Genomic DNA, 21,125 nt, shown 5'->3' on the forward strand with positions numbered 1-21,125 from the left:
TCAGATGGAGGTTGTGGCCCTGGACCACGACACATGACGGTAATTCTCAATTAGCGGACGCACGAATTCAGCCTGTGGAGATACCGATGAAAACGATCTTGAGAACCGGAGAAAAACATCGAGACTCAGGATTTGAAGCTCTATGGCTATTCCATCTCGTCTGTCGCCCGGCCAACAGGATCCCGTGAACCTAGCCCATGAGTATGGGGCGGACCAGCGAATTATGATTGCTGACGAACTCGAAGAAGGCTCTAACCCGCGGCGTTTTCCGGATGTCTGGATGAGCCAGAAGGTACCAGCCCCGGTTCAATTCCTCTACCGGAGGAAGCACCTGCACGAGGTCATCATGCATTTGCGCAATCGTGGTCGGCAGCGGGGCTACGCCCAATCCCGACTTGACCGCGTGAAGCACACCCAAAACGCTGTTGTTCCGCGCGCCGACTCTTGCAGTTGGAGCCACTGACGCAAACCATTTCGCAGCCCGATGGTTGGCAAGCGCCCCGTCGAATCCGACAATGGCGTGTCGCCCAATGTCTGCTGCGGTATTCGGCGCGCCGTGATGCTCGACGTAGGTCCGGCTCGCATAGACCGCCCAGATCGAGTCGGCGATTTTCCTGCCTACAAGATTTTCATCTGAAGGTTCGCCCGAGCGCAAGGCGACATCGGCCTCTCCTTTTGAAAGATCGAGATAGCCATCGCTCATCACGAACTCCACGCGAATTTCCGGATATTGCAGTTGAAACTGCTCCAGTAGTTGCGATCCGTTGATGCGTGACACCAGCGGCTCGGGACAGGTCAGCCGGACAACGCCGCTCAATTCGCTGACATAAAGCTGTGTCTGCCGCTCGATCGCGAGCGCCGCCTGCTCCAACTCTTGCGCCTTCGGCAGAAGCAGCTGCCCGAACTCCGTGAGCTGGTAGCCGCTGGCGTGCCTGTGGACGAGAGGCTGCCCTATCTGGCGTTCGAGTTCGACCATTCGGCGCTGCACCGTTGACTGGTTGACTCCGGTTGCCTTGGCGGCAGCCGTCGTGCTGCCATGACGGGCCACGGCAAGAAAGTATTTGAGATCGTTCCAGTCGAACATGTTTCGTTATGCGCTTTTGCGGCGAGCCTTTGCAAGTCTGCGGCTCCCGGTATCCTGGGATCAGGCGTAGATTTGTCTCACACTCAGGGAGACACGCGATGCACAAGGTTATGGACGTCGACAAAGCAATTGCCGGAACACAGCTGGGGGTGACCACCTCCGCCGGGATCACCGGTGTGGCGAAACTCACGGTCCTCCACAAGCAGTTGACGGATGCACTCCCGACCGGGGGCATTCAGGAAATTCGGGTGATCATCGCCAGGCTCGAGCCCGGCGACAGCACCCCGTACCACTCCCATCGTTTTCCAGTCACCGTCTACATGCTCGAGGGGGTCTTTACCCTCGAGCTGGACGGCCACGACCCGATCCCTATCGGAGCAGGTGAAGTTTTCGTCGAACCCTCGGGCGTGAGAATGACGGGCCGGAATCTCAGTTCCGACAGTCCGGCGGTTATGGTTCTGTTCTACATCAGCGACCCCGAAACGCCGTTTGCCGATCCGGTCTGATTGCCGAGCTTGAAGTCGCGAGGGCAAACCCCGTCCCCACGTTAGATTGTTCGCTCCCCACGAATATGCCCTCGCGACCCCCGCCGGCTTCGATCAGGGCGGCCATCAAGTTGCTATTCGCGATCTGCCGCTGCAACTTGACGGTCCAGATTTCCTTGAGACCAAATACTGCGCGCCTCTGAGACCCGCCCCCCATGCTTCCACCAAGCTTTCCACCGAAGTCGAAGCTCCGGCACAAGGGATTGCAAGGATTACCTGTTGCCTATCCAAATGATATTTCTCCCCGTCCCGAAACGAGCGCGGAGGTTCTAGTTCTTCGGATTTTTCCACCTTGCTTTGGATTGTTCCGCTCTATGCTTTGGCGCTCGACCTTGTCTTAGCCACCGAGTAGGCGCTGCACCAAGGCACCGATTTGGGAATACGTCTCGCCGCTCGCGAGCTATCGACTCGCAATAATTGCACGACCGCAACAGCCCTGCCCTATTTCGCAATGGATGCAGACAACAGTTTTGCCGGTATCGAGTTGTCGTCCGCATCCGTAACAAGGAGAAGTTCCAGCCTGTCGTTTTCAAGCCGTGCGCTGATGCCCTCCACCTTGTATGGCCGGTCAAGTAGGTGAAGGGAGAGCAGATGCCCGTCATTGTCTGCGATCCCAATCGTAGCCCCGACGCAGCGCCCATCGTGATAGGCGTCGTCAGTATCTTCCGCCACGGCGCAGAACACCATTTCTCCACCGGGAAGAACTGCGGCGTCGGTGAAGCAGAGCGGAATTCCCTCGATAAGACCAAGATCCAGCCGATCGATAGCGACTGGCGCGACGGCATCGGCTTGCGAACTTTGTAAGGCATCGAGAACTTGCCGCAGCGGATAGCGGATGATCGCGTTGTCGGCATGTCGCTTGTTGCCGCGCTGGAATAGGCGCAACTCGTTACCAACGACAACCGCACCTTCAATATTGAGTTCATCGAACGCTTGGAGAAGCGGACCGACAATCGGGGACATGTCAAATTCATGGGGTGAACCGCAGACCGCACCATGCGCGTCGAGTGCCAGCAGCGCCCCGCGACCGCGGTTGGGCCTGGATGCCGATCCCATAACCAGGAGCGCGCCATGCGGAAGGTGGTCGAAAGCCGGAACAAAGGTGATCGCCTCAAGGTCCGGCTTCTGCCGTTTTCGCTCAGCCTTGCCGCTGGGCAGCTCACCGGTAAACAGTCGGATCAGATGGCCAGGTTCGGACGTATCCTTTGAAAACACCCCGAGGTGAAGTTCGTCATCAGCAACCACATACATGGTCGACCAGACGCAGACGAGCCCGCTTGCAGCGCTGATATAAGAGGGCCGCGCGGTCGGCACTTTCGGGGAGACGTCGAGCGCTCGTATCTCTGTAGCGTTGATCATTGCGCTTTCTTATCAGTCCCAGCCGTCTCACTCCACCGCTACGCGACAATGATCTCCCTACCTTCGCCTTCCAAACCTGAGCCAAGGCAAAAGCAGAGGTCGGCTCGTGGAATATTCCGCAGCCGGCTGAAAAGCAGTCGCGCGCGATACGGCGGTAAATTTTTTTGCCCCAGGGCAAGGCTTGTCCAAAACAACAGGTCCCAAAATTCGGAAGATCTTGACATCGGTGCCACCGCCGAGCATGCAGCGAGTGTAACATGGTTACCTCGATGGGCTCGGCGGCGCCCGCAAGGTGGCTAGGCGATTTCTGTCGGTAAAACCTTGGCCACGATGGCACCGTCCCGTCTACACTGGGCCGCCGGAACTTTGGATGCGCGGGATGGTTTGATCTGCAGGAGGAGATCAGAATGCACCGCAGCCCGCCCCACCGGCACGAATTCCTGTTCTACATCTTGCAGACCGTTGCGCTCGGCTGCCTTATCGCTGGCGCCGTCTGGCTTGCTTTAAATTGAGGCCAGTCAGATGCGGAAAAATGCAATGATCGGCCTCCTTGGCGTGGTCGTGATAATCTTGCTCGCGGCATTTATGATGCGCGGCCCAAGCCAGCCAAACTCGGGTGCCCCGGCCTCGAACCCTCCACCTGCTGTCGCGCCGCCCGCAAACAACTAGACACCTCCGGCTCTAACTCCTCGGTTGAACAACGTTGTCTCTCGCAAAGATAGAGGATGACCGCACTGGCGCGCGGAGCGCCTCTGCGTCGCAAATGCTCTAAGATGGAACTGTCGCCGATATGGATTGTTCGCGCCTAACATTGTTTTTGGAGCGCGTAGTGCTGAACCACATCTTCCGGTCGTTGCGGCGCGGCTGCGGGCCTGCCGGCTTCTTCATCGGCCTCGCCTTGGCCGGGTTTTTCGATGGGATCCTCCTCCACCAAATCCTGCAGTGGCATAGCCTCTTCAGCTCACTCGATGGCCAGGTTTATCAAGACCTCCGGTTTCGGATGCTGACGGACGGGGCTTTCCACGCCGCAATGTACGGCATTGGACTTGTTGGGCTGTGGTTACTCTGGCGCGGTCGCTATGAATTCGCCTCGGACGGATCCGGAAAGCGGTTCGCTTCAGCGTTGCTGTTCGGATTCGGCGTCTGGCATCTGACCGATGCCGTCCTGAACCATTGGCTCCTGGGTCTGCATCACATCAAGGAGGACAGCCGAAACTGGCTGTTGTGGGACTTGGCGTTCCTTGTCCTCGGTCTGGTGTGCGCGGGCCTCGGCATAACCTTCGACCGATTTGGTGGCCGCCGCCGCCTGAGCAACACGGTAGCCTCGAGCGTCGGGATCATAGCTTTCGCGGCGGGCGCTGTCGCTGCGTCCCCGTGGTCAAATCCGCGGCCGGTGACGGTCGTATTCAAGCAGGGCATCAGCCCGGCCGCTGTTCTCGCCGCCGTGGAAAATGCCAATGGTCAGATTTTGTGGAGCAACGCTGATGGCGACGTGTGGGCGATCGCCTTAAAAAGCGGTTTCGACGGATGGTCCTTCTACCGTTACGGCGCCCTCTACGTCAGTGGTTCGGTGTTCGGCATGGGATGCTTCAGCGCCACTCCCGCGCCCTCCACTTAGCAAGCCATCGGTCGAAGAAGGGCAAAAGGCGACGGTGCGGATTTCGATAGCTGCTTAAGCAAGCGAAATCACCTCAGTGCGAAATCAGCGGCCCCCACAGGAACGAAGCGGCACTTTTGCAGTTCATTTCCTGACGCGCAGGCTGGTTATTCGCCGAGACGCAGAACGGCGTTCGCGAAGCAGCGGTGCCGCACCGAGCGCCACGCCGGCCCAGTATCCAGGGTCAGAAGCGTCAATGCCCCGACCGGGAGCCAAAATGATTGAAAGGGACTTGCTTTGGAAAAAACCGGAAACGAGCAGAGAAACTCCGACGAGGTACCCGCCACAACCCCGTTTTCCGCCGAAAATATATGTCGGAAATGCAGCGGCAAAGGCCAGGTCGGTGGGGCGCGATGTCCCGACTGCAATGGAACGGGCAAGGTCAACACACCTGTTGGAGGGGCAGGCTAGGCTCTGATGAAACAAACAGAGCGCACGCTTGACGATATCCTTGGGTCAATCGGAAAACGCTCCCCCGACATCCCTGGCAGTACTGCGTCAATCCTCGCGGGGTTGATGGGACTGTCGATGGCAAAAATGGCCATCCTTGTCTCCAATCATCCCATAAACGATCCCTGTTTGCGCGCGGCCGTGGAAAAAATCGATCGACTGTCGTGCGATCTCTTGCAAGCAGCAGAACAAGACCGCAGCAACTTCTTGAACTACATGGAGGTTTTGCGGGACCGCTGCGCCGTGGAAGGCAAGCAAGCTGATGTTTCCGCTGTCCGCGAGGCGGAATCCGGCGCAACTGCCCAACCTCTCGATGCAGCCCGTCTGATCGTCGAGGCGCTAGAACACCTGAACGAGATATCCTCCTTGGTGGATCACTCGGTCGCGAGCGATCTCCACGCCGGAGCCGCAATCCTCGATGCCTCCTTTACCGGTATAATCATGGCCGTGAAAATCAACCTGGAGCCCGACCGCATGGCCGATATGCGCCAACATACGGCGGGGAAGCGGGCAGAGCTTGCTGCGCGCCGCGACACCGCATTCGCTGGCCTTAAAAGAGCAGCCGCGCCACAGGGCTTCCAATACTAAGGCAAAAATGAACCGCCGGATCGGCCGACTGAGACCGCCGATCTCATAGGGCGGTTGCCGGGCAGATTGTCCGTGGCCCTTACCTCAGCAAAATCATGTCGCGGATTTGGTCCCCCCGTCGGGCCGACCATTTCCTCCCAGCGACGACGCTTCCTCTACGATCCTGTCGCGAGCCACGTCATGAACCTCGGTGGCGATGGAGACTGCCTTGTGAACGGCGTCCGAGGCCAAGTCTTCAGCTCTATCCAATACCCTCGACGCCCCGGACGACAGCCCGTCCTTTACAGTGTCGGCCGCCGCGCCGACCGCTTCATCCTCCTCGCTGGTGTGTGGCAGGGCCGCTCCAATTGCGGCGCCGACCGCGAAGGCGAGCGCGCCGCCGATCAACGGCTGGTCCTTGAAATGCCTGAGGATTGCCTCGTTGAACTGAGCGCCGGTATCCAGCGAGTTGCGTCCTGCGCCGGAAATCGCGTCGCGCATCTTTCCGGCGGAGCCTGACACGGCCTGCCATGTTTCCGAGGCCCATCCGGATGCCTGGTCGAAAAGCTTACCCGCCTCGTCACGCAGATCGTTAATCTGCCGCCCGGAGGCATCTGCAAAGCCCCGAAACGTTTTCCCACTGTCGTCGATGAAGTGCCCGGCTCGGCGCCCACCTTCGTCCGTCAGCGCCTTGAAGCGCCTTCCGGTACTGTCTGCGAAGTGGCTGTACCGATCGCCGCCGTTGCTCTCGACAGGGCCGATCCGTCGGATCCCGCCTTCGACGACAGCCAACGGATAATCGGGGCCGCTATCGCTGCTCGGGCCGGCCGTGTTTTTTTGACCCGCCATCAGCCATGCAAGGCTAACTCCCATCAACGCGACCGGAATTGGGTTGCTTTTCAGCGCATTCGAAAGATTGCCGACATATTCGCCACCGCCGCTGGACTTCGCATAGGCTAAAACCTCGTCCACCAACTGGCCCGGTGACATGCGCTGCTGAATGGCATCAATCCGTTTCTCGATGCGCTGACGATCTTCCTCTATCTCGCGCTCGATATCGGCCGCGTCTGGTTTTCCCGAAGTGTGGGCCATTATGTTCTCTCCTTGATGATCTGTGCATCCCGCTTCAGCGATGCAGACGTCCGGTCGAGATTGAGATTGTTGCCCCTGAAAGCGGCCAGGCCGCGAGACATCAGGCCCCAGGCAACCAGCGCCACGACGATTCCGACGACGACGGAAGAGATCGCGTCTGCACTCGGTTCCGACATGCCACGAGTGACGAGGAACGCCGTCAACCCCCTGACCAGCGCCGCGAGCAAAACACCGATCGCTGCGATGGCGAACACCAATCCGGCTGCAAACGCTTCCACTCCGGTGACCGCAGAGGACATTTTTTCCGCAGCCTCGGTTTTGGCCAGGTTAATCTCCTTGCGGAACAGGCCAGTTATATCTTCCACCAATCCGCTGATGAGTTGGGGGAGCGACGAATTTTCCGATGAACTAGCCATTGAAATTTCCTTCCGATCTTTGCTCATCTGATGGAGTCCGGTTCGACGCGTTGCCCCCGCCTGTTTCTCCGTAGGCCGCAAAGGACGGAGTTCTCTCCGTCGGGCTGTCGCCGCGGCGAGCCGAAGCAGTCAGAAAGCGGCTTGCGGCCAATCCGGCGATAGCCGCCATGCCAAGGAAGGCGAAAGGCTGTTTGCGCCCGAAGTCTTCTGCCATGCCGGCGACTTCGCTCATCTTTCGGTCTTGGATATCGTTCGCGAACCGCTGGATACTCGAGCCAATGCCTCTGGTCATCCGGCCGATATCCGCCTGATCGCCTGTCTGGAGTTCACCTCCGACCTTTTCAAGGGCAGCGGCGACCCCAGCAAGTTGCTTCGCAAGGAAATTCTTCTGGTCGGCAGCAGCGTCCTTTGCCTTGTCGCTGACGCTTGAAATTTGATCCTGGGCAACTTCCTTGATTGTTTGCACGTCTTCCGAAAGCGTCTGCCGCAAGTCGTCGGCTGCACCCGAGGGCTCAACGGCGGCAGCGTTGCCAGCCAATCGATCTCCCTTAGCCGCGGCGTAACTCGAGGACGAAGCGGCCTGGCCGCCCTGGCCCGTACCAGTCTCAGTCATAGGATCCTCCCGAATTGAAATCGGCTTCACCGCGAACCATCGCAGTCATCGGAGCTCCAACCGGGAACGGGTAATATTGTTCCTGGGGGCGGGGGCGAGGAAGGAACGGGCAGGCTGTTTGCTACGGGCGCACGTCGATCTGACGGCAGCAAGACCGGAACTTCGCTGGCATTTCCCGCTGGATCAAACCTCACCTACACCGGATACGGCTGCTCAGGCTCTGAGGGAAACATCAACGCTCGTTTCTTGGGAGCAGCATGAAGCAGAGGGAAAGGAGCAAGCATCTGAGATGTGAATGGAAGAATGCGCATGGCACGCGGAACTTTGGCGGGCTGAATTGGTTTGCCGGCTCTCTGGGGGAGCCTGCCATGATTGGGCAGTGTCCCTTCCCCAGGCACGTCATCGGTGTTGATCGACAGATGTGTCGCCTGCGGTCTGCGGCGCCGCCGCCCGAGTAATACCATGAAGATCGACCCTGCCGACATTTTCAACCCAGGCGACTTTGCCAGCGCACGGCGTCTCAACCGTGTCCTGTCATGGATGCCGCGTTACCACGCGGGCAGACGGCTGAACGCCAGGCTGATTGACAGCGTTATCGGGATTGGCCAGCGTCTCCTGCCGAGAAGTCGATGGCCGGACATATCGATCGAGACTATCGAGCTGCCGGTCGGTAACCATCAGACGATGATCCGCATTCTCCGACCTCGACCGATAGTCAAAGCTCTTCTCCTGCACTTTCACGGTGGGGCGTGGGTCTTGGGCAATTCCCGGCTCGACGATGGCTGGAACATGCGGATGGCGAAATCGTGCGGCGTCACCGTCGCCAGCGGCGATTTTCATCTTGCGGTGGATGACGATCTTGAGCGGACGATAGAGGACGCCGTCGCCATCACCGGGTGGGCCCTGGATCATGTTGCGGACTTCCAAACGCATCAGCTGATCATCGAAGGCGAATCTTCTGGTGCACACCTTGCCGCGTGTGCGCTGACCCGCCTCGCCAGACATCGCTCGCTCGAAGAGGTAGCCGGATTTGTCTCGTTGTGCGGAGCCTTCGACCTGGGCGGATCGAAAAGCCTCAGGACAGCGAAGGGCAGTCTGATCATCGAGCCCAAATCGGCTGAGAGGAACCTCGACAGATTGACCGCCAATTTAGCGTCCGACGCGGACCTTTCGCCAGTTTTCGCGGATCTGTCAGCAATGCCCCCTGCCCTATTCATTGCGGGAGCGCTTGATCCCATAGTAGAGGATACCATCCGCATGCATGACCGCTGGCAACGCCAAGCCGGCAGGTCGGACCTCCTTGTCGTGCCCGAAGGCCCTCATGGCTTCGAACGGCTACCGACCCGGCTGGCTGCTAAAACCCGGCAATTCATGGCGGACTGGATCAACCGGACATTGTCGTAAACCCAGCCGGTAATATTCCAGTTGAAGTAGCGTTATGGCCTTACCGGTTCACTAGGCTGATCTGAAATGGTTACCGGCCTTCAAGCCTGGAGAATTCTCACGGTTGAGATTTTCAAACGAGTAGAAGCCTACGCGGAAAACTGCAAATGAAACAAGGTTAGTCGAGCGCGTGATCTTCGACCTCGACTGCCAGTCGCTTGTCGTGGGTATCAAGCGACGGCCCTTTGGTTACTGCCCTGGACTTAAACAACTCCGTCAAGTTCGAGCCTCAGATCATAATGGAGCCGTGTGGCGTCGTGCCTCCGGATAACGCACCGCCGGCGGTCCGACGGCTTGACCTGCGCCTCGCTTCTCGGCTCGCTGGTCTTCTTGAAATCACGCTTGGCACGGTATTTTGAGAGATTGTCGCCCATGCTCAGCGGCTCGACACACGGAGCGCACCGGCGTCTCCAAGACTGCGCTCGACGGCGGTGACTTGGCTGGATGCGATATCCACCGAGACCTCGATCTCGCCTTCGAGAGGCACGTCGCGACGGGCGCCCTCTTCATGGGAGACATCGCCGCCCGACGGCGCCGAGCCGACGGAATTGCGGTCGGTTGCCGACTGAATAAAGATGTCCGGCCTCGATATGCCGTGCTGCTGAACCAGATGTTCGACGGCAAGATCGGCTGCTTCGCGTGTTTCGAAAGTGGCCCGGATTGTCGTAGTGCTGTCGTCCGCCATTGGGTGTCTCCCGATGTTGATTTCCACAGGATGTGAATGCCTTCGGTGGCGGCTGGTTTCGATCGCAGTGAGAAGACGCCGTCGAATTCGGTTGATATCGCACGTAAGCCTGCTATGTTCTCTTTTTGTTTCGACTCGAATTCCGAGGGCCGATCTATCGTGATCCTAAAGCCGCCATGGACGAGATGAACTCAACCCCGGTCCGGAAAATTATACATGTGGACATGGATGCCTTTTATGCCTCGGTCGAGCAGCGCGATAATCCGGACCTACGTAACAAACCGATTGCCGTCGGTGGCTCGGCCGCCCGCGGTGTAGTGGCAGCGGCAAGCTATGAGGCACGAAAGTTCAGCGTTCACTCGGCAATGCCATCTGTGACTGCCAAGCGCAAATGTCCCGAGCTGATTTTCGTGCCTCCGCGCTTCGACGTCTACAAGGCTGTGTCGCAGCAGATCCGCGAAATCTTCGCCGAATACACGCCCCTCATCGAGCCGCTTTCGCTCGACGAGGCTTATCTCGACGTTACCGAAAACCTCAAGGGCATGGAGATCGCCACCGAGATTGCGTTGGAGATCCGCGCCAGGATCAAGCTGGTCACCGGCCTCAACGCCTCGGCCGGGATTTCCTACAACAAGTTCCTCGCCAAGATGGCGAGCGACCTCAACAAGCCCAATGGACAGGCAGTCATCACGCCGAGGAACGGGCCGGCCTTCGTTGAAGTCCTCCCGGTCAATAAATTCCATGGTGTCGGACCGGCAACGGCCGAAAAGATGCATCGGCTCAGAATCGAAACGGGCGCGGATCTGAAAGAGAAGACGCTTGAGTTCCTGGTGGAGCATTTCGGCAAGTCAGGACCGTATTTCCATGGCATCGCCCGCGGTATCGACAATCGCCAGGTCAAGCCGGATCGGGTGCGCAAATCCGTCGGCGCGGAAGACACATTCTCGCAAGACCTCCACGCCTTTGAGCCTGCCCGCGAAGGGCTTCAGCCGCTGATCGAAAAAGTGTGGGGTTACTGCGAGGCCAATGACATTGGCGCCAAGACGGTGACGCTAAAGGTCAAATATGCCGACTTTACCCAAGTCACCCGCAGCAAGACGGTCCCTGCACCCCTGTCGGCGATCACTGATTTTCAGGATCTGATCGGCCTGCTTCTCACGCCGATTTTCCCACTGAAAAAAGGGATACGTCTGCTCGGCGTCACCCTGTCCTCGCTGGAGCGGCAAGCACCGTCTGCGGAACCGCAGCTAAGGCTGGCGCTTTAGACCGCCAGTCTTGTCCAACCAGGAGGTTGGGCGTTGGACCCGAAAGCGCGCTCCAGCTGAAGCCGACGCTGGATGTGAGGATCGGGAGGGAGGCTGGTCCAGGCATGCCTCGACGCTAGGAGTGATACGTATCGCCTTCAAGAATGCCGGAGTGGAATTCATCTCCGAAGACGACGGGGGGATGGCGTGCGGTTTGCGAAACCGCAAACGAAATTGCGCTGAGAACCCGCTCAGATAGCGGGCGGCAAGTTGTTATGGCACTCCCGCTCGCTGGCAAGGGCGTCACCTGAGCTCACGAAAGGTGATCGAGTAGCGCAGCCGATCGACAGGCGGGATGGAATGCTCCCATTCATTCCTGCTTGGCCCTGACAGCAGATAGGCCGAGCCGGGTTCCGCTGATATAGAAAAACGTTCCCATTTGCTACCAGCTCGCCGTCTCAGCCTGAACCTACAGCTAGATAGAAGCGACAGGCCGACAACACGGGCGAAGGCCGCTTTGTCCCTGTGCCAGCCGATCGGCGCGCCAGGCTCATATTCCGTCACCAATACCTGCTGCAAACTGTCAGGCCGAATGCCGGCGAAATGGGCAGCGATGTCGCGGACTGGCAGCAGATCGTCGGGTATCGCTTCAGTCTGACGAAGGCGCTGCGTATCGAAATCAAACTTCCAACCGAAGGAGGCAACGCGCCGCTTGCCTTCGTAGCCATGGAAATCGAAGGGCTTCAGCGGCATTTCCTTGATAAGGCGCACCAGGTCGGCCTGCATCCCCGCAGGAACCACATCTGGCAAGTAACGGAAGCCGGCGGGAAAAAAGGGCGCCTGCTCCTTAAACAAATCGGCCTGCATGGGCATCACCGCGCTTCTTCGGAGTTTACGTTAGACACGTGCCGACCGAGCCTGAACCACGACGATGATCTCGTCTGTCACGCCGGTGTCGTCTTGGAAGTCATCGGTTTGGTTGCGCACGGATGGATGGGCTGGTGCGGTCGGATCGGTTTCATCGCCTCCAAACCGAGGGAAATGTACTCGGTTCCCGGAGCTCTGCTCGCACAGTTCGCGGATTGACCTAATGAAGCACGGACCGCGCGTTCGACCTGTTCGAATATAAGTGCAGGAGCATGACGCCCTGCCTCAGCAAAAGCTCGGCGGCCGCTAGGTTTTCTCCTTCCGGATCATTAGCGCATCCTACGATCGAACCCGCCAGACATCTCGAATTGGCGGCGAAGCAAGTGTCGCCCTGTTCTTCGGCTTGACCAGCAGCTTGCCTCAGCGCGTCGGTGACGGTGTCAAGCAGTTGGAACCGCTCGACGGGATCCATTTCTACAAGGGTTTTGGCAATTTCTTCCATGCTGTCTCCTTCGCGCACGCCGTCGCTCAGCCACTGGCGGCGACGGAACGGCATCATACTTGAAACTCACCTGGATAGTCTCAGAGTATATGGGGTGCCGAGAGCAAGCGAGCAAATCATGGCCGCCATGTATTCCGTGCATGCATTAGGCTCACCTAAGGCCAGTGGCGAGTTGGCGGGCGTTGGGAGGAAGGCCACCGCCGCCAACCGAACATACGAAAGGCGTTGCCATACTGGTCGTCGACCGGCGAGCCTTGAACGCTAGCGAACACTATCTATTTTAACAACGACCCTTGGTCCGGGCCCCTCTGGCGAAGTCTTCGGCGCTTTCGTGATGTCGGACCGTTTCCGACATGTTTGCCGAACCAGTGATAGGTTTTTTGATGATCTCGGATATCGCAGCCTGGCTGTTCGCTCTTTTTGTCATCGATCCTCTTCAGGCTGAGATAAGCGCGCATCTGGAACGCGCCAATGCTCCCGTAGCCGCAATCCAGCAATCTCGCCAGTGCGTCGAGTCACATGGACCGCGGCTTTTGCAACGCGCCGGCGAAGAACCCGGTTGGGCGGTCGCTACGGCCGTGAGCGTTGCAGTCGGCTGGATCTCGCCGGTACAGCTTCTCGACGAAGGCGACCCGAACTGCTCTACCATCATAAAAGTTTTTCAGATCGAGAATGACCATGTCAATGGAGCTTGATCATGGGGCCAGAGGTAGGCACGGCAGCTAAGCCGCGTGGCATCGCCTCAGCTACGCTTGCAAAGCTTGCCTAGACGGCCCGCGACCGCGGGGGACTTTAACACAGGAAGACACAACCGTCTGTGCTTCTTCTCCGATTCCACTCCCTTGCTGAGGAGGGACAGCTGATGGCGGAATCCCCATGTTACAGATGATTTGTGGACACGATGCCGATCTTCGATGAACAGACGGGACGGCCTGCGGTAGAGGAAAGTGCGCGTTCAGGGAGGGACGTAGGCGTGCGCTCGGCCGGTCGAAGAGCATCATCAGGAATGGCTAACTCGCCAGTGACGATGTGGCCGGCGAGTTAGCCCTGGTTATTTTTCCCTCAGGTTTTCGTTGCCTGATCTCGCGCGTCGAGAAAGTAGCGGTTCTACCGCTCCAAGACACGTCGCGCCATGGCTGCACTTCCTTCAGCTCGTCGGTACATGACTTTCTTCTCACGGCTTAGGCTTGTTTTAGCGAGCCAGCGATAACCGACTTCGCTCTGATGCGCGCGGCCTTGCGATAGGCTCGAGGTGTGAGGCCCGTTTCCATCCGGAAGTAGCGATTGAAGTTGGACAGGTTGTTGAAGCCGGCCTCGAAACAGACGTCGGTGATCGTTGTCTCTGTCTCCGCAAGCAGTGTGCGGGCTCGCCAGACGCGGACCGAACGGCTGTAGTCGGAGAAGTTCATGCCCGTGAGACGCCGAAAGGCGCGCGAGAAGGCAGAGGGCTCGAAACCGACCTGTTCCGCCACCTCGTGCATCTGCGCGCCGGGATTCGATTGCAGGATCTGTATCGCCTGGTCGATCCGACGGTGCCTGCGGTCCGACACCTGATTATAGACTGAGAGAAAGTGTTCGCTCGCAAGCAGGCGCTTCGGCGATGCAGCCTCGATGTCCTGCAGAATTTCCAGAAAGAGCCCTAGTCCGCCCCGGTGGCCGACGGCGTGCAGTTCAAGGATCTTGGCCCCGATGGCGAAGGCCTCTGGACCCAAAACCTCAATCCCGCGCTGAGCGAGTGGCTTCAGTCGATGGAGCACGTCAAACTCGGGACAGATCGCACGGACGCCAATCAGGGCATCCGCGTCGAATTGTAGGACCAGGTCGCGGCCGGGGATCTCCGGTGCGCCGGGTGTAATCCAATTATGCGGCAGATTGGTGCCTGTGAGCATGAGGTGTCCCGGCCGAAAGGGGCCAATATAGTCACCGACGTAGGCGAAGCCACTCGCACCCGGGATGAAATGGATCTCCCATTCCGGATGATAGTTCCAGATGCAGATCGGATTGGGATAGTCGTCCCGCCGGATCAGATAGGAGGCGCCTCCTGGCAGGACGATCTGCTCGCGCGTGGCAGTGAAGGTTTCGGAGATCGACTGCGGAAAATCTGATGCAATAGGCATTCACAGACTCATGTTGTTGCGCACAGATGTCAAAATAATACTAGTTCTGCGACGAAGACAAACTAGTTCGCGCTGATAGCCTGCGCAAAAATGCCCCCTGTCGATGGTAAGGGAGTTTACCATCTGAGGGAGGAAATCATGACACTCAATGCTCTCCGTGCCGGTTGCGCGGTCATCGCCATGCTTGCCGCATCCAATGCTCTTGCCGCCGCACAATGCACCGACGACGTGCGCGTCCTGGCACAGCCGCGTGACGGTCTCACACTTCTCGAGGACTATGTGGACGAGTTCGAAGAGCTCTCGGGCGCGGGCTTCGAGATCAGCTATCTCAACGAAAATGACCGCCGCGCAAAGTCGCAGGCCGACGCCTCGACCGTTGGCAGCTTTGACGTTTACTACGTCGATGAAGCTAACCTCGCACTTTTTGCCTCGTCCGGCTGGATCGTCCCCCTCGGGGGCTTTTACCCGGCCGAATATGACTACAACGACTTCGATGCCGGCATGCGGGCTGCAGCCACCTATAATGGCAAGCAGTGGTTTGCGCCGGTGCAGGGCGGCGGCGACCTGATGGTCTACCGCACCGATCTCCTGAAAAAGGCCGGCATTGCGCCACCAAAGACGTGGGACGAATATCTCGCGGCCGTACAGAAGCTGCATGACCCGGCGAACGGCGTCTACGGAACCGCCCTGCGCGGCCAACGTGGCTCAGGCGCTAACGTGTGGCGCTGGATGCCCTTCTTTAAGGCCAATGGCGGTGAGTGGTTCAAGGACGGCAAGCCGTCCTTCAACTCGGATGCCGCCTTGAAAGCGACCAAGACCTATCTCGAGCTCTTCAAGTATTCGGCACCTGGCACGCAGACCGGTTCCTGGGACGAATCCACCGGCGCTTTCCGCTCCGGCAAGGTGGCAATCATCATCGAATCCGCCCCGCTCGGCGGCATGTCCGTCGACAAGGCGCAGAGCCAGGTCGCCGACAAGGTCGCCTTCTCCGTACCGCCCTCGCCACTGCCGGGTGGCGGCTACGCCCATGGTTTTGCCATCGCGTCCAAGGCAAACGCGACGGATAAGGAAAAGGCCTGCGCCGGTCTCTTTGTCGCCTGGGCCACGTCCAAGGAGCAGGAGGCCCGTCGCCTCGCCGCAGGGCAGCCGGGCGAACTGACGCGCACCAGCACCTATCAGAGCCCGGAATATGCCAAGACCTTCGGCCAGAACCTTGCCGACGCCATGGCTGCGACAGGCGAGAAAACCACTGTCACCTTCTGGCAGGATCCGCGCTGGCAGGAACTGGGTAACCAGTGGGGCATCATGCTGGAAGAACTGATCACCGGCAGCCGCACCGACATCAAGGCGACGCTGACCGAACTTGAAGCCTTCGCCGCCAAGCTCTGACACTTCCTGAGCCCTCTAGCGGGCGCGTCTGTTGACGCGCCCCTTTTCCCATCCGAGGATTTGCCATGCGCCGCGGCCGCTCGCTGCCCTACGTTTTTCTGGGACCCACATTGGGTATCCTGATCGTGCTCGCGCTCGTGCCGACGATCTACGCGATCAACATATCGCTCCAAAATCGCACCCTTTCGGCCCCCAATGCAGACTATGTCTGGTTCGCCAATTACCTCGCGCTGTTTTCGGACGCCCGCTTCCTCAATGCGCTCTGGGTCTCCTTCAAGTGGGAGATCATCAGCGTGACTGCGACCATGGTGACGGGGCTCGCCATTGGGATTGCGATGTTCGAGGCAGCGAGCCCGCGCATGCGCAACATCCTCTGCGTGCTCTTCATCATTCCGGTCCTTCTGCCCCGCGTCTGCGCTGCTTTTGTCTGGAAGTTCGCCTTTCACCCGCTCTATGGCGCGCTGACCTGGCCGGTCAGGGAACTCACCGGTATCACGCCGGACATTCTCTCGACCCCGCTTGGCGCACTTCTCGCCGTCGCCTTCGTCGATGTCTGGCAATGGGGTCTGTTCTTCGCGGTCATCATCCTGAAGCTTCTCGAATCCCTGCCGCCGCAGCCGCTTGAAGCTGCACGGATCGACCGGGCGACCCGCTTCGAGATTCACCGTTTTGTCACCCTGCCGATGCTGAAGGCGCCGCTGATCAGCCTGCTGCTTGTCAAGGCAATCGAAAGCCTGCGCTCCTTTGATCTGGTTTATGTCATGACGCGCGGTGGTCCCGGCATCTCCACCGAGACTCTCGACATGTACGCCTATTCCCAAGGCTTCATCGAAGCGGGCAAGATCTCCTACGCCTCATCCATGGCCGTCATCATGATGGTGCTGACTATCGTCACCTTCACCTTCACCTGGAAGAGGCTCAATCGATGAAGCTCTCGACCCTCCTGCTCAAGCTTTTGCTCCTTTTTGCCGCCGCCTTGGTCGTGCTGCCGCTGCTATGGACCTTGCTCAACGCCTTCAAGACCAATGCAGATCTCCTGGTTTCGACGCCGAAACTGGTCTTCCAACCGGTCTGGGACAATATGAGCTATGTCCTGAACCGCCGCTCGGTTGCACGGGCGCTCACCAATTCTCTGATCATCTGCTCGAGCGCCGTGCTGCTCGGTGCCGTCCTCGGAGTGCCAGCGGCTTATGTGATCGCCCGGTTCAAGAACCGTATCACGGCGGAAGCGCGGTTCTTCGTCCTGTCCCTCCGCTTCCTCCCCCCAGTCGCAATCGCCATCCCCATGCTGGTCATCTGGCTCGGCCTCGATCTCTACGACACCCGCCTGTCGTTGATCGTGACCTATCTCATCGTGACCGCCTCGATCACGATCTGGTTGTCAGTGCCGGCCTTCGAGCGCGTCAGCCTACATGTCGAGGAGGCCGCCCGTGTCGACGGACTTGGCCCATACGCGACCTTCTTCCGCGTCGCGCTGCCGATCGCCCGTTTCCAGGTCTTCGGCGCCATCGCCTTCTCCTTCGTCCTGGTCTGGAACGAGTTTCTGCTTGCCATGATGCTCACGACCTCGAAGGCGAAGACCCTGCCGATCATCGCCTCCGAAATGTCGCAGCTCGGCATGAACGTGCCCTGGGGCATCCTGAACGCTGCCGTCGTCCTTTTGTCTCTGCCACCGCTGATCCTTCTCGGGGTCCTTGCCGGTGGGCTCAACGCCGCATTCTCCAAGAAAACTGATCAAGGTTGACCTTCATGAAAGCACTTGTCCTCGAACGTGTCGGCGAACTTTCCCTGCGCGACATCGAACTGCCACAGCAGATGGGACCGGACGACGTTCGCATCCGCATACACACAGTCGGAGTCTGCGGCAGCGACGTGCATTATTACACCCATGGCCGCATCGGTGACTTCATCGTCAACGAGCCCATGGTTCTCGGCCATGAGGCAGCTGGAACCGTCACGGAAATCGGTGCCAACGTCACCCATCTGAAGCCTGGAGACCGTGTCTGCATGGAGCCTGGCATCCCCGATCCCAAGTCGCGGGCCTCGCGGCTTGGCATTTACAATGTCGATCCCGCCGTCACCTTCTGGGCAACGCCGCCCGTGCATGGCGTGCTCTGCCCCGAGACTGTGCATCCGGCAAGCTTCACCTACAAGCTGCCGGACAATGTCTCGTTTGCCGAAGGCGCCATGGTCGAACCTTTCGCCGTCGGCATGCAGGCGGCTGCCCGGGCGAAAATCACCCCTGGCGACACGGCGGTGGTCACCGGTTGCGGCACGATCGGCATCATGGTGGCGCTGGCGGCGCTTGCCGGCGGCTGCTCGCGCGTCCTGATCTCGGACATTTCCGAGACGAAGCTGAAGCTTGCCGAAAGCTATGGCGGCATCACCGGTGTCAATCTCAGGCAGGTAGATCTCATTGAGACGGTCAACGACGCGACCGAAGGCTGGGGGGCAGACATCGTCTTTGAATGCTCCGGCGCGCCGGCAGCAATCCGCGATCTGTTCAAGGTGGTCAGGCCAGGTGGCACCGTCGTGCTCGTTGGCCTGCCGCCGGAACCCGTCGCAGTCGACCTTGCAGCGGCCTGCTTCCGCGAATGCCGCATCGAAACGGTCTTCCGCTACGCCAACGTCTTTGACCGTGCCCTCGCCCTGATTGCCGCCGGCAAGGTGGATCTCCAGCCCCTGATATCGGGCACCTACGGCTTCGATCAGTCGATCGCTGCCTTCGAACGCGCTGCCGAAGGGCGGCCGGAAGACGTCAAGCTGCAGATCGTCGTGGACAGGGAGGGAAACTGATGGCCATCGTCGAATGCCGGGCCATCCGCAAGGTCTACGGCGCACTTGAAGTCATGCGCGATTTCGACCTGAAGGTCGACGATCATGAATTCGTTGTCTTCCTCGGTCCGTCAGGTTGCGGAAAATCCACCATGCTGCGGATGATCGCGGGGCTCGAGGAGATCTCGGGCGGCGAGCTTCTGATCGGTGGCGCGAGGATGAATGACCGCGATCCCGGGGACCGGGGCATCGCGATGGTCTTCCAGAACTACGCCCTCTATCCGCATATGAGCGTGCGCGAGAACATAACCTTTGGCCTTGAGCGTTCCGGCGTCGGCAAGGCCGCGATCGACGACCGGCTCGTTCCGGTGGTTGAGGCCCTGGGCCTGGGTGTCTACCTCGCCCGTAAGCCGGCAGAACTGTCGGGTGGCCAGCAGCAACGCGTTGCGATCGCACGCGCGATGATCAAGACGCCCGAGGTGTTTCTCTTCGACGAGCCGCTCTCCAACCTCGATGCCAAGCTGCGCGGCAGCCTCCGGGTCGAGATCGCGCGGCTCCATCGTGACCTGAAGACGACGAGCATCTATGTCACCCACGATCAGCTCGAAGCGATGACGCTCGCTGATCGGATCGTGCTGATGAAGGACGGCCGCATCGAGCAGATGGGCACACCCGAGGAGATCTACCAGGCACCGGCGACGGTCTTCGCCGCCGGGTTCATAGGCACGCCGAACATGAACTTTCTGCAATTGCAGTTGACGGAAGAATGGCTCGGCGACAACCTCGTCAAATTCGCAGCACCTGGCGGAATTCGCCAGGGAGAGGTAACCGTTGGGATCCGGCCCGGCTCATTCCGCGTGAGCGAGGAAGCCCAGGCATTTCGCGGTACGGTCGAACGCAACGAGTTTCATGGAGAAACACGCCTCATCAGTCTGAAAAATGAGCGTCACGAGATCAATATCTCAGTTCCGGCGCACATTAGGCCTGCAATCGGTGAGGTGCTTGGTGTTGAAGTGGCTTCCTCCGACATCCACGTATTCGATCCCGGCACCGGACTGAGGTTAAACTAGGATCGTTGTTGTTGGACCGATGATTGCGTCCCGTCGATGGCGGGACGCCTCTGAATATATCGCCCTGAGCGTGCTGAGGGATATCTGAGTTATGCGGCCCCGTTCAACAGAGTTCAGAGCAGGCGACGCGCGACGCGGTTCAGGGGCTCCAGGTGTTCAGCTGCACGTCTGATGAAGCCAACCCAGGCCGGTCGCCAGACCTTAAGTGTAGTTGACCGGCAGCCAGTCGAAATTCGTGCTGTCTTTCCGCACATGCCCGATGCCCGGAAAGGCGATATGCGCACCTGCCACTAGATATTTGCCTTCCGCCGCCCGCTTGAACGCAATGTCGCGTGCAGCCACGGCGGCCTTTTGGTCGATATCGAATTCGATCGCGACGCCGGGTTCGTCGAATTGCAGAATATCGCCATGGGTGATGTCGCCCCAGAATACAATCTTCTGGCCTTCGCTTTCCAGCGTGATGGCGCTGTGACCCGGCGTATGCCCCGCATAAAGAATGGAGCCAAGACCGGGAACGGGCGCTGCGTTATCCGCGAAGGTGACGAATTTTCCGGCTTCGACGTAGGGCGTCACGCACTGATCCGCCTCGCCAAAATGCTGCTTGACGATGCCGGTCGCCGCCGTGGCGTTCGCCGCACTCAGCCAGAATTTGGCCTCCCGCTCATTGACCCGCAATGTGGCGTTCGGGAAGGTGCGCTTGCCATTGCTCATCAACCCGCCGGAATGATCGGTGTGAATATGGGTGAGGACGACATCATCGATGTCATCCATCTTGTAACCGCACGCCTCGATGTTGGACACGAGTTTGCCGAGCGATGGCCCTAGATAGGTACCGGTGCCCGCGTCGATCAGTACCAGTCTTTCCCCGGTGTTGACGAGGAAGGCGTTGACGGAGGTTGGAACGAGTTCCGGCAGAAAGGCATCGTTCAAGGCGCTCTGCGCATGTTGTTCGCTGGTGTTGGTGTACAGCTTGGCCAGCGGCAGAGCTACAGTGCCGTCCGACAGGGCCGTGACCTCTGCGGAGCCTATTTTAAGCCGGTAGAAACCAGGTGCGTGATCAACGGCATAGGGTGCCTTGGCGAAGGCGATTGACGGTGCGACGAAGGGTGCGGCGATCAAGCCGCTTAGAGCAGTTTTGAGAATAGAACGACGGGATGGCATTGGTTTACTCCATGGGTGATGGTTCGGAACGGCTTGCAAGTTCCTGCCCATCAGCTAAGGATGCCTTGGTCAGCAATCAAATCGATACC

The 21,125-nt window shown here is 59.2% G+C and carries 21 protein-coding genes and 1 pseudogene; 11 read left to right on the top strand and 11 right to left on the bottom strand.

Annotated elements, in window-relative coordinates; all coding sequences use genetic code 11:
- Nucleotides 1-190: 190 nt before the first annotated feature.
- A complete protein-coding gene (locus tag C5J24_RS11825; RefSeq protein ID WP_105402506.1) occupies nt 191-1,084 on the bottom strand; it encodes a LysR family transcriptional regulator in 894 nt (297 codons plus the stop codon).
- A 98-nt stretch (nt 1,085-1,182) separates the two neighbouring features.
- Here C5J24_RS11825 and C5J24_RS11830 point away from each other — a divergent pair, with 98 nt between their 5' ends.
- Nucleotides 1,183-1,590: a cupin domain-containing protein gene (locus C5J24_RS11830; RefSeq protein ID WP_172723925.1), complete on the top strand. Its 408-nt coding sequence runs from the start codon at nt 1,183-1,185 to the stop codon at nt 1,588-1,590.
- Between the two features lie 480 nt (nt 1,591-2,070).
- On the opposite strand, the gene C5J24_RS11835 is transcribed toward C5J24_RS11830, so the two are convergent.
- Complete coding sequence (locus tag C5J24_RS11835) at nt 2,071-2,988, bottom strand: hypothetical protein (protein WP_105403605.1); 918 nt, start codon at nt 2,986-2,988, stop codon at nt 2,071-2,073.
- A gap of 829 nt (nt 2,989-3,817) precedes the next feature.
- Between C5J24_RS11835 and C5J24_RS11840 the strand changes: the two genes are divergently transcribed.
- Nucleotides 3,818-4,606, top strand: a complete 789-nt coding sequence (locus C5J24_RS11840; protein WP_172723926.1) for a DUF2243 domain-containing protein — start codon at nt 3,818-3,820, stop codon at nt 4,604-4,606.
- A gap of 456 nt (nt 4,607-5,062) precedes the next feature.
- A complete protein-coding gene (locus C5J24_RS11845) occupies nt 5,063-5,683 on the top strand; it encodes a cyclodeaminase/cyclohydrolase family protein (protein WP_105418125.1) in 621 nt (206 codons plus the stop codon).
- 93 nt (nt 5,684-5,776) lie between these two features.
- Here the strand turns inward: C5J24_RS11845 and C5J24_RS11850 are convergent, their stop codons facing one another.
- From C5J24_RS11850 to C5J24_RS11860, 3 genes are read right to left on the bottom strand one after another with little or no spacing between them, the layout of a single operon-like run.
- Entirely contained in the window at nt 5,777-6,754 is a 978-nt protein-coding gene (locus C5J24_RS11850) for a DUF3618 domain-containing protein (RefSeq protein WP_105403608.1), read from the bottom strand.
- A complete protein-coding gene (locus C5J24_RS11855) occupies nt 6,754-7,170 on the bottom strand; it encodes a phage holin family protein (RefSeq protein ID WP_105403609.1) in 417 nt (138 codons plus the stop codon). Before C5J24_RS11855 ends, C5J24_RS11850 begins: the two co-directional genes overlap by 1 nt.
- A complete protein-coding gene (locus C5J24_RS11860; RefSeq protein WP_172723927.1) occupies nt 7,163-7,708 on the bottom strand; it encodes a nutrient deprivation-induced protein in 546 nt (181 codons plus the stop codon). Before C5J24_RS11860 ends, C5J24_RS11855 begins: the two co-directional genes overlap by 8 nt.
- Before the next feature lie 537 nt (nt 7,709-8,245).
- On the opposite strand from C5J24_RS11860, the gene C5J24_RS11865 reads away from it, so the two are divergent.
- Nucleotides 8,246-9,187, top strand: a complete 942-nt coding sequence (locus C5J24_RS11865) for an alpha/beta hydrolase (RefSeq protein ID WP_105418127.1) — start codon at nt 8,246-8,248, stop codon at nt 9,185-9,187.
- Nucleotides 9,188-9,347: 160 nt separating this feature from the next.
- Here C5J24_RS11865 and C5J24_RS11870 read toward each other — a convergent pair.
- Both C5J24_RS11870 and C5J24_RS11875 read right to left on the bottom strand, forming a co-directional pair.
- A pseudogene (locus C5J24_RS11870) lies at nt 9,348-9,600 on the bottom strand (DNA polymerase ligase N-terminal domain-containing protein); the annotation flags it as partial.
- Nucleotides 9,601-9,602: 2 nt separating this feature from the next.
- Nucleotides 9,603-9,911: a hypothetical protein gene (locus tag C5J24_RS11875; protein ID WP_105403612.1), complete on the bottom strand. Its 309-nt coding sequence runs from the start codon at nt 9,909-9,911 to the stop codon at nt 9,603-9,605.
- A 176-nt stretch (nt 9,912-10,087) separates the two neighbouring features.
- Between C5J24_RS11875 and dinB the strand changes: the two genes are divergently transcribed.
- The gene (dinB, locus tag C5J24_RS11880) at nt 10,088-11,176 is read left to right on the top strand and encodes a DNA polymerase IV (protein ID WP_105403613.1); all 1,089 of its coding nucleotides are present in this window, start codon (nt 10,088-10,090) and stop codon (nt 11,174-11,176) included.
- 282 nt (nt 11,177-11,458) lie between these two features.
- Here the strand turns inward: dinB and C5J24_RS11885 are convergent, their stop codons facing one another.
- Nucleotides 11,459-12,022, bottom strand: a complete 564-nt coding sequence (locus tag C5J24_RS11885; RefSeq protein ID WP_105403743.1) for an alpha-ketoglutarate-dependent dioxygenase AlkB — start codon at nt 12,020-12,022, stop codon at nt 11,459-11,461.
- 220 nt (nt 12,023-12,242) lie between these two features.
- Nucleotides 12,243-12,581 carry a hypothetical protein gene (locus C5J24_RS11890; protein WP_245437544.1) on the bottom strand — a complete coding sequence of 113 codons (339 nt, stop codon included), beginning with the start codon at nt 12,579-12,581 and terminating at the stop codon, nt 12,243-12,245.
- Nucleotides 12,582-12,877: 296 nt separating this feature from the next.
- Between C5J24_RS11890 and C5J24_RS11895 the strand changes: the two genes are divergently transcribed.
- On the top strand, nt 12,878-13,219 hold the full coding sequence (locus C5J24_RS11895; protein WP_342588859.1) for a hypothetical protein: 342 nt from the start codon (nt 12,878-12,880) through the stop codon (nt 13,217-13,219).
- Nucleotides 13,220-13,705: 486 nt separating this feature from the next.
- On the opposite strand, the gene C5J24_RS11900 is transcribed toward C5J24_RS11895, so the two are convergent.
- Entirely contained in the window at nt 13,706-14,641 is a 936-nt protein-coding gene (locus C5J24_RS11900) for an AraC family transcriptional regulator (RefSeq protein WP_105403614.1), read from the bottom strand.
- Nucleotides 14,642-14,779: 138 nt separating this feature from the next.
- Between C5J24_RS11900 and C5J24_RS11905 the strand changes: the two genes are divergently transcribed.
- The 5 genes from C5J24_RS11905 (at nt 14,780) to C5J24_RS11925 (ending at nt 19,875) form a co-directional block, all read left to right on the top strand.
- Nucleotides 14,780-16,030: a sugar ABC transporter substrate-binding protein gene (locus tag C5J24_RS11905; RefSeq protein WP_105403615.1), complete on the top strand. Its 1,251-nt coding sequence runs from the start codon at nt 14,780-14,782 to the stop codon at nt 16,028-16,030.
- Nucleotides 16,031-16,095: 65 nt separating this feature from the next.
- Nucleotides 16,096-16,959: a carbohydrate ABC transporter permease gene (locus tag C5J24_RS11910; RefSeq protein WP_105403616.1), complete on the top strand. Its 864-nt coding sequence runs from the start codon at nt 16,096-16,098 to the stop codon at nt 16,957-16,959.
- Nucleotides 16,956-17,774, top strand: a complete 819-nt coding sequence (locus C5J24_RS11915; RefSeq protein WP_105403617.1) for a carbohydrate ABC transporter permease — start codon at nt 16,956-16,958, stop codon at nt 17,772-17,774. Before C5J24_RS11910 ends, C5J24_RS11915 begins: the two co-directional genes overlap by 4 nt.
- A gap of 5 nt (nt 17,775-17,779) precedes the next feature.
- On the top strand, nt 17,780-18,826 hold the full coding sequence (locus C5J24_RS11920) for an NAD(P)-dependent alcohol dehydrogenase (RefSeq protein ID WP_105403746.1): 1,047 nt from the start codon (nt 17,780-17,782) through the stop codon (nt 18,824-18,826).
- Nucleotides 18,826-19,875, top strand: a complete 1,050-nt coding sequence (locus tag C5J24_RS11925) for an ABC transporter ATP-binding protein (protein ID WP_105403618.1) — start codon at nt 18,826-18,828, stop codon at nt 19,873-19,875. Before C5J24_RS11920 ends, C5J24_RS11925 begins: the two co-directional genes overlap by 1 nt.
- Nucleotides 19,876-20,076: 201 nt before the next feature.
- Here C5J24_RS11925 and C5J24_RS11930 read toward each other — a convergent pair whose 3' ends face one another.
- Nucleotides 20,077-21,036 (bottom strand): MBL fold metallo-hydrolase, encoded by a 960-nt coding sequence (locus tag C5J24_RS11930; RefSeq protein WP_105418129.1) that lies wholly within the window; start codon nt 21,034-21,036, stop codon nt 20,077-20,079.
- Nucleotides 21,037-21,125 lie beyond the last annotated feature (89 nt).

This window comes from Neorhizobium sp. T25_27, assembly GCF_002968565.1.
GTDB classification, from domain to species: domain Bacteria; phylum Pseudomonadota; class Alphaproteobacteria; order Rhizobiales; family Rhizobiaceae; genus Neorhizobium; species Neorhizobium tomejilense.

Excerpts from the sequence above, each read along its gene's own strand:
- C5J24_RS11825 (WP_105402506.1), bottom strand. The coding sequence starts at position 1,084 with ATGTTCGACTGGAACGATCTCAAATACTTTCTTGCCGTGGCCCGTCAT.
- C5J24_RS11830 (WP_172723925.1), top strand. The coding sequence starts at position 1,183 with ATGCACAAGGTTATGGACGTCGACAAAGCAATTGCCGGAACACAGCTG.
- C5J24_RS11835 (WP_105403605.1), bottom strand. The coding sequence starts at position 2,988 with ATGATCAACGCTACAGAGATACGAGCGCTCGACGTCTCCCCGAAAGTG.
- C5J24_RS11845 (WP_105418125.1), top strand. The coding sequence starts at position 5,063 with ATGAAACAAACAGAGCGCACGCTTGACGATATCCTTGGGTCAATCGGA.
- C5J24_RS11850 (WP_105403608.1), bottom strand. The coding sequence starts at position 6,754 with ATGGCCCACACTTCGGGAAAACCAGACGCGGCCGATATCGAGCGCGAG.
- C5J24_RS11855 (WP_105403609.1), bottom strand. The coding sequence starts at position 7,170 with ATGGCTAGTTCATCGGAAAATTCGTCGCTCCCCCAACTCATCAGCGGA.
- C5J24_RS11865 (WP_105418127.1), top strand. The coding sequence starts at position 8,246 with ATGAAGATCGACCCTGCCGACATTTTCAACCCAGGCGACTTTGCCAGC.
- C5J24_RS11875 (WP_105403612.1), bottom strand. The coding sequence starts at position 9,911 with ATGGCGGACGACAGCACTACGACAATCCGGGCCACTTTCGAAACACGC.
- dinB (WP_105403613.1), top strand. The coding sequence starts at position 10,088 with ATGGACGAGATGAACTCAACCCCGGTCCGGAAAATTATACATGTGGAC.
- C5J24_RS11885 (WP_105403743.1), bottom strand. The coding sequence starts at position 12,022 with ATGCAGGCCGATTTGTTTAAGGAGCAGGCGCCCTTTTTTCCCGCCGGC.
- C5J24_RS11890 (WP_245437544.1), bottom strand. The coding sequence starts at position 12,581 with ATGATGCCGTTCCGTCGCCGCCAGTGGCTGAGCGACGGCGTGCGCGAA.
- C5J24_RS11895 (WP_342588859.1), top strand. The coding sequence starts at position 12,878 with ATGTTTGCCGAACCAGTGATAGGTTTTTTGATGATCTCGGATATCGCA.
- C5J24_RS11900 (WP_105403614.1), bottom strand. The coding sequence starts at position 14,641 with ATGCCTATTGCATCAGATTTTCCGCAGTCGATCTCCGAAACCTTCACT.
- C5J24_RS11905 (WP_105403615.1), top strand. The coding sequence starts at position 14,780 with ATGACACTCAATGCTCTCCGTGCCGGTTGCGCGGTCATCGCCATGCTT.
- C5J24_RS11910 (WP_105403616.1), top strand. The coding sequence starts at position 16,096 with ATGCGCCGCGGCCGCTCGCTGCCCTACGTTTTTCTGGGACCCACATTG.
- C5J24_RS11915 (WP_105403617.1), top strand. The coding sequence starts at position 16,956 with ATGAAGCTCTCGACCCTCCTGCTCAAGCTTTTGCTCCTTTTTGCCGCC.
- C5J24_RS11920 (WP_105403746.1), top strand. The coding sequence starts at position 17,780 with ATGAAAGCACTTGTCCTCGAACGTGTCGGCGAACTTTCCCTGCGCGAC.
- C5J24_RS11925 (WP_105403618.1), top strand. The coding sequence starts at position 18,826 with ATGGCCATCGTCGAATGCCGGGCCATCCGCAAGGTCTACGGCGCACTT.
- C5J24_RS11930 (WP_105418129.1), bottom strand. The coding sequence starts at position 21,036 with ATGCCATCCCGTCGTTCTATTCTCAAAACTGCTCTAAGCGGCTTGATC.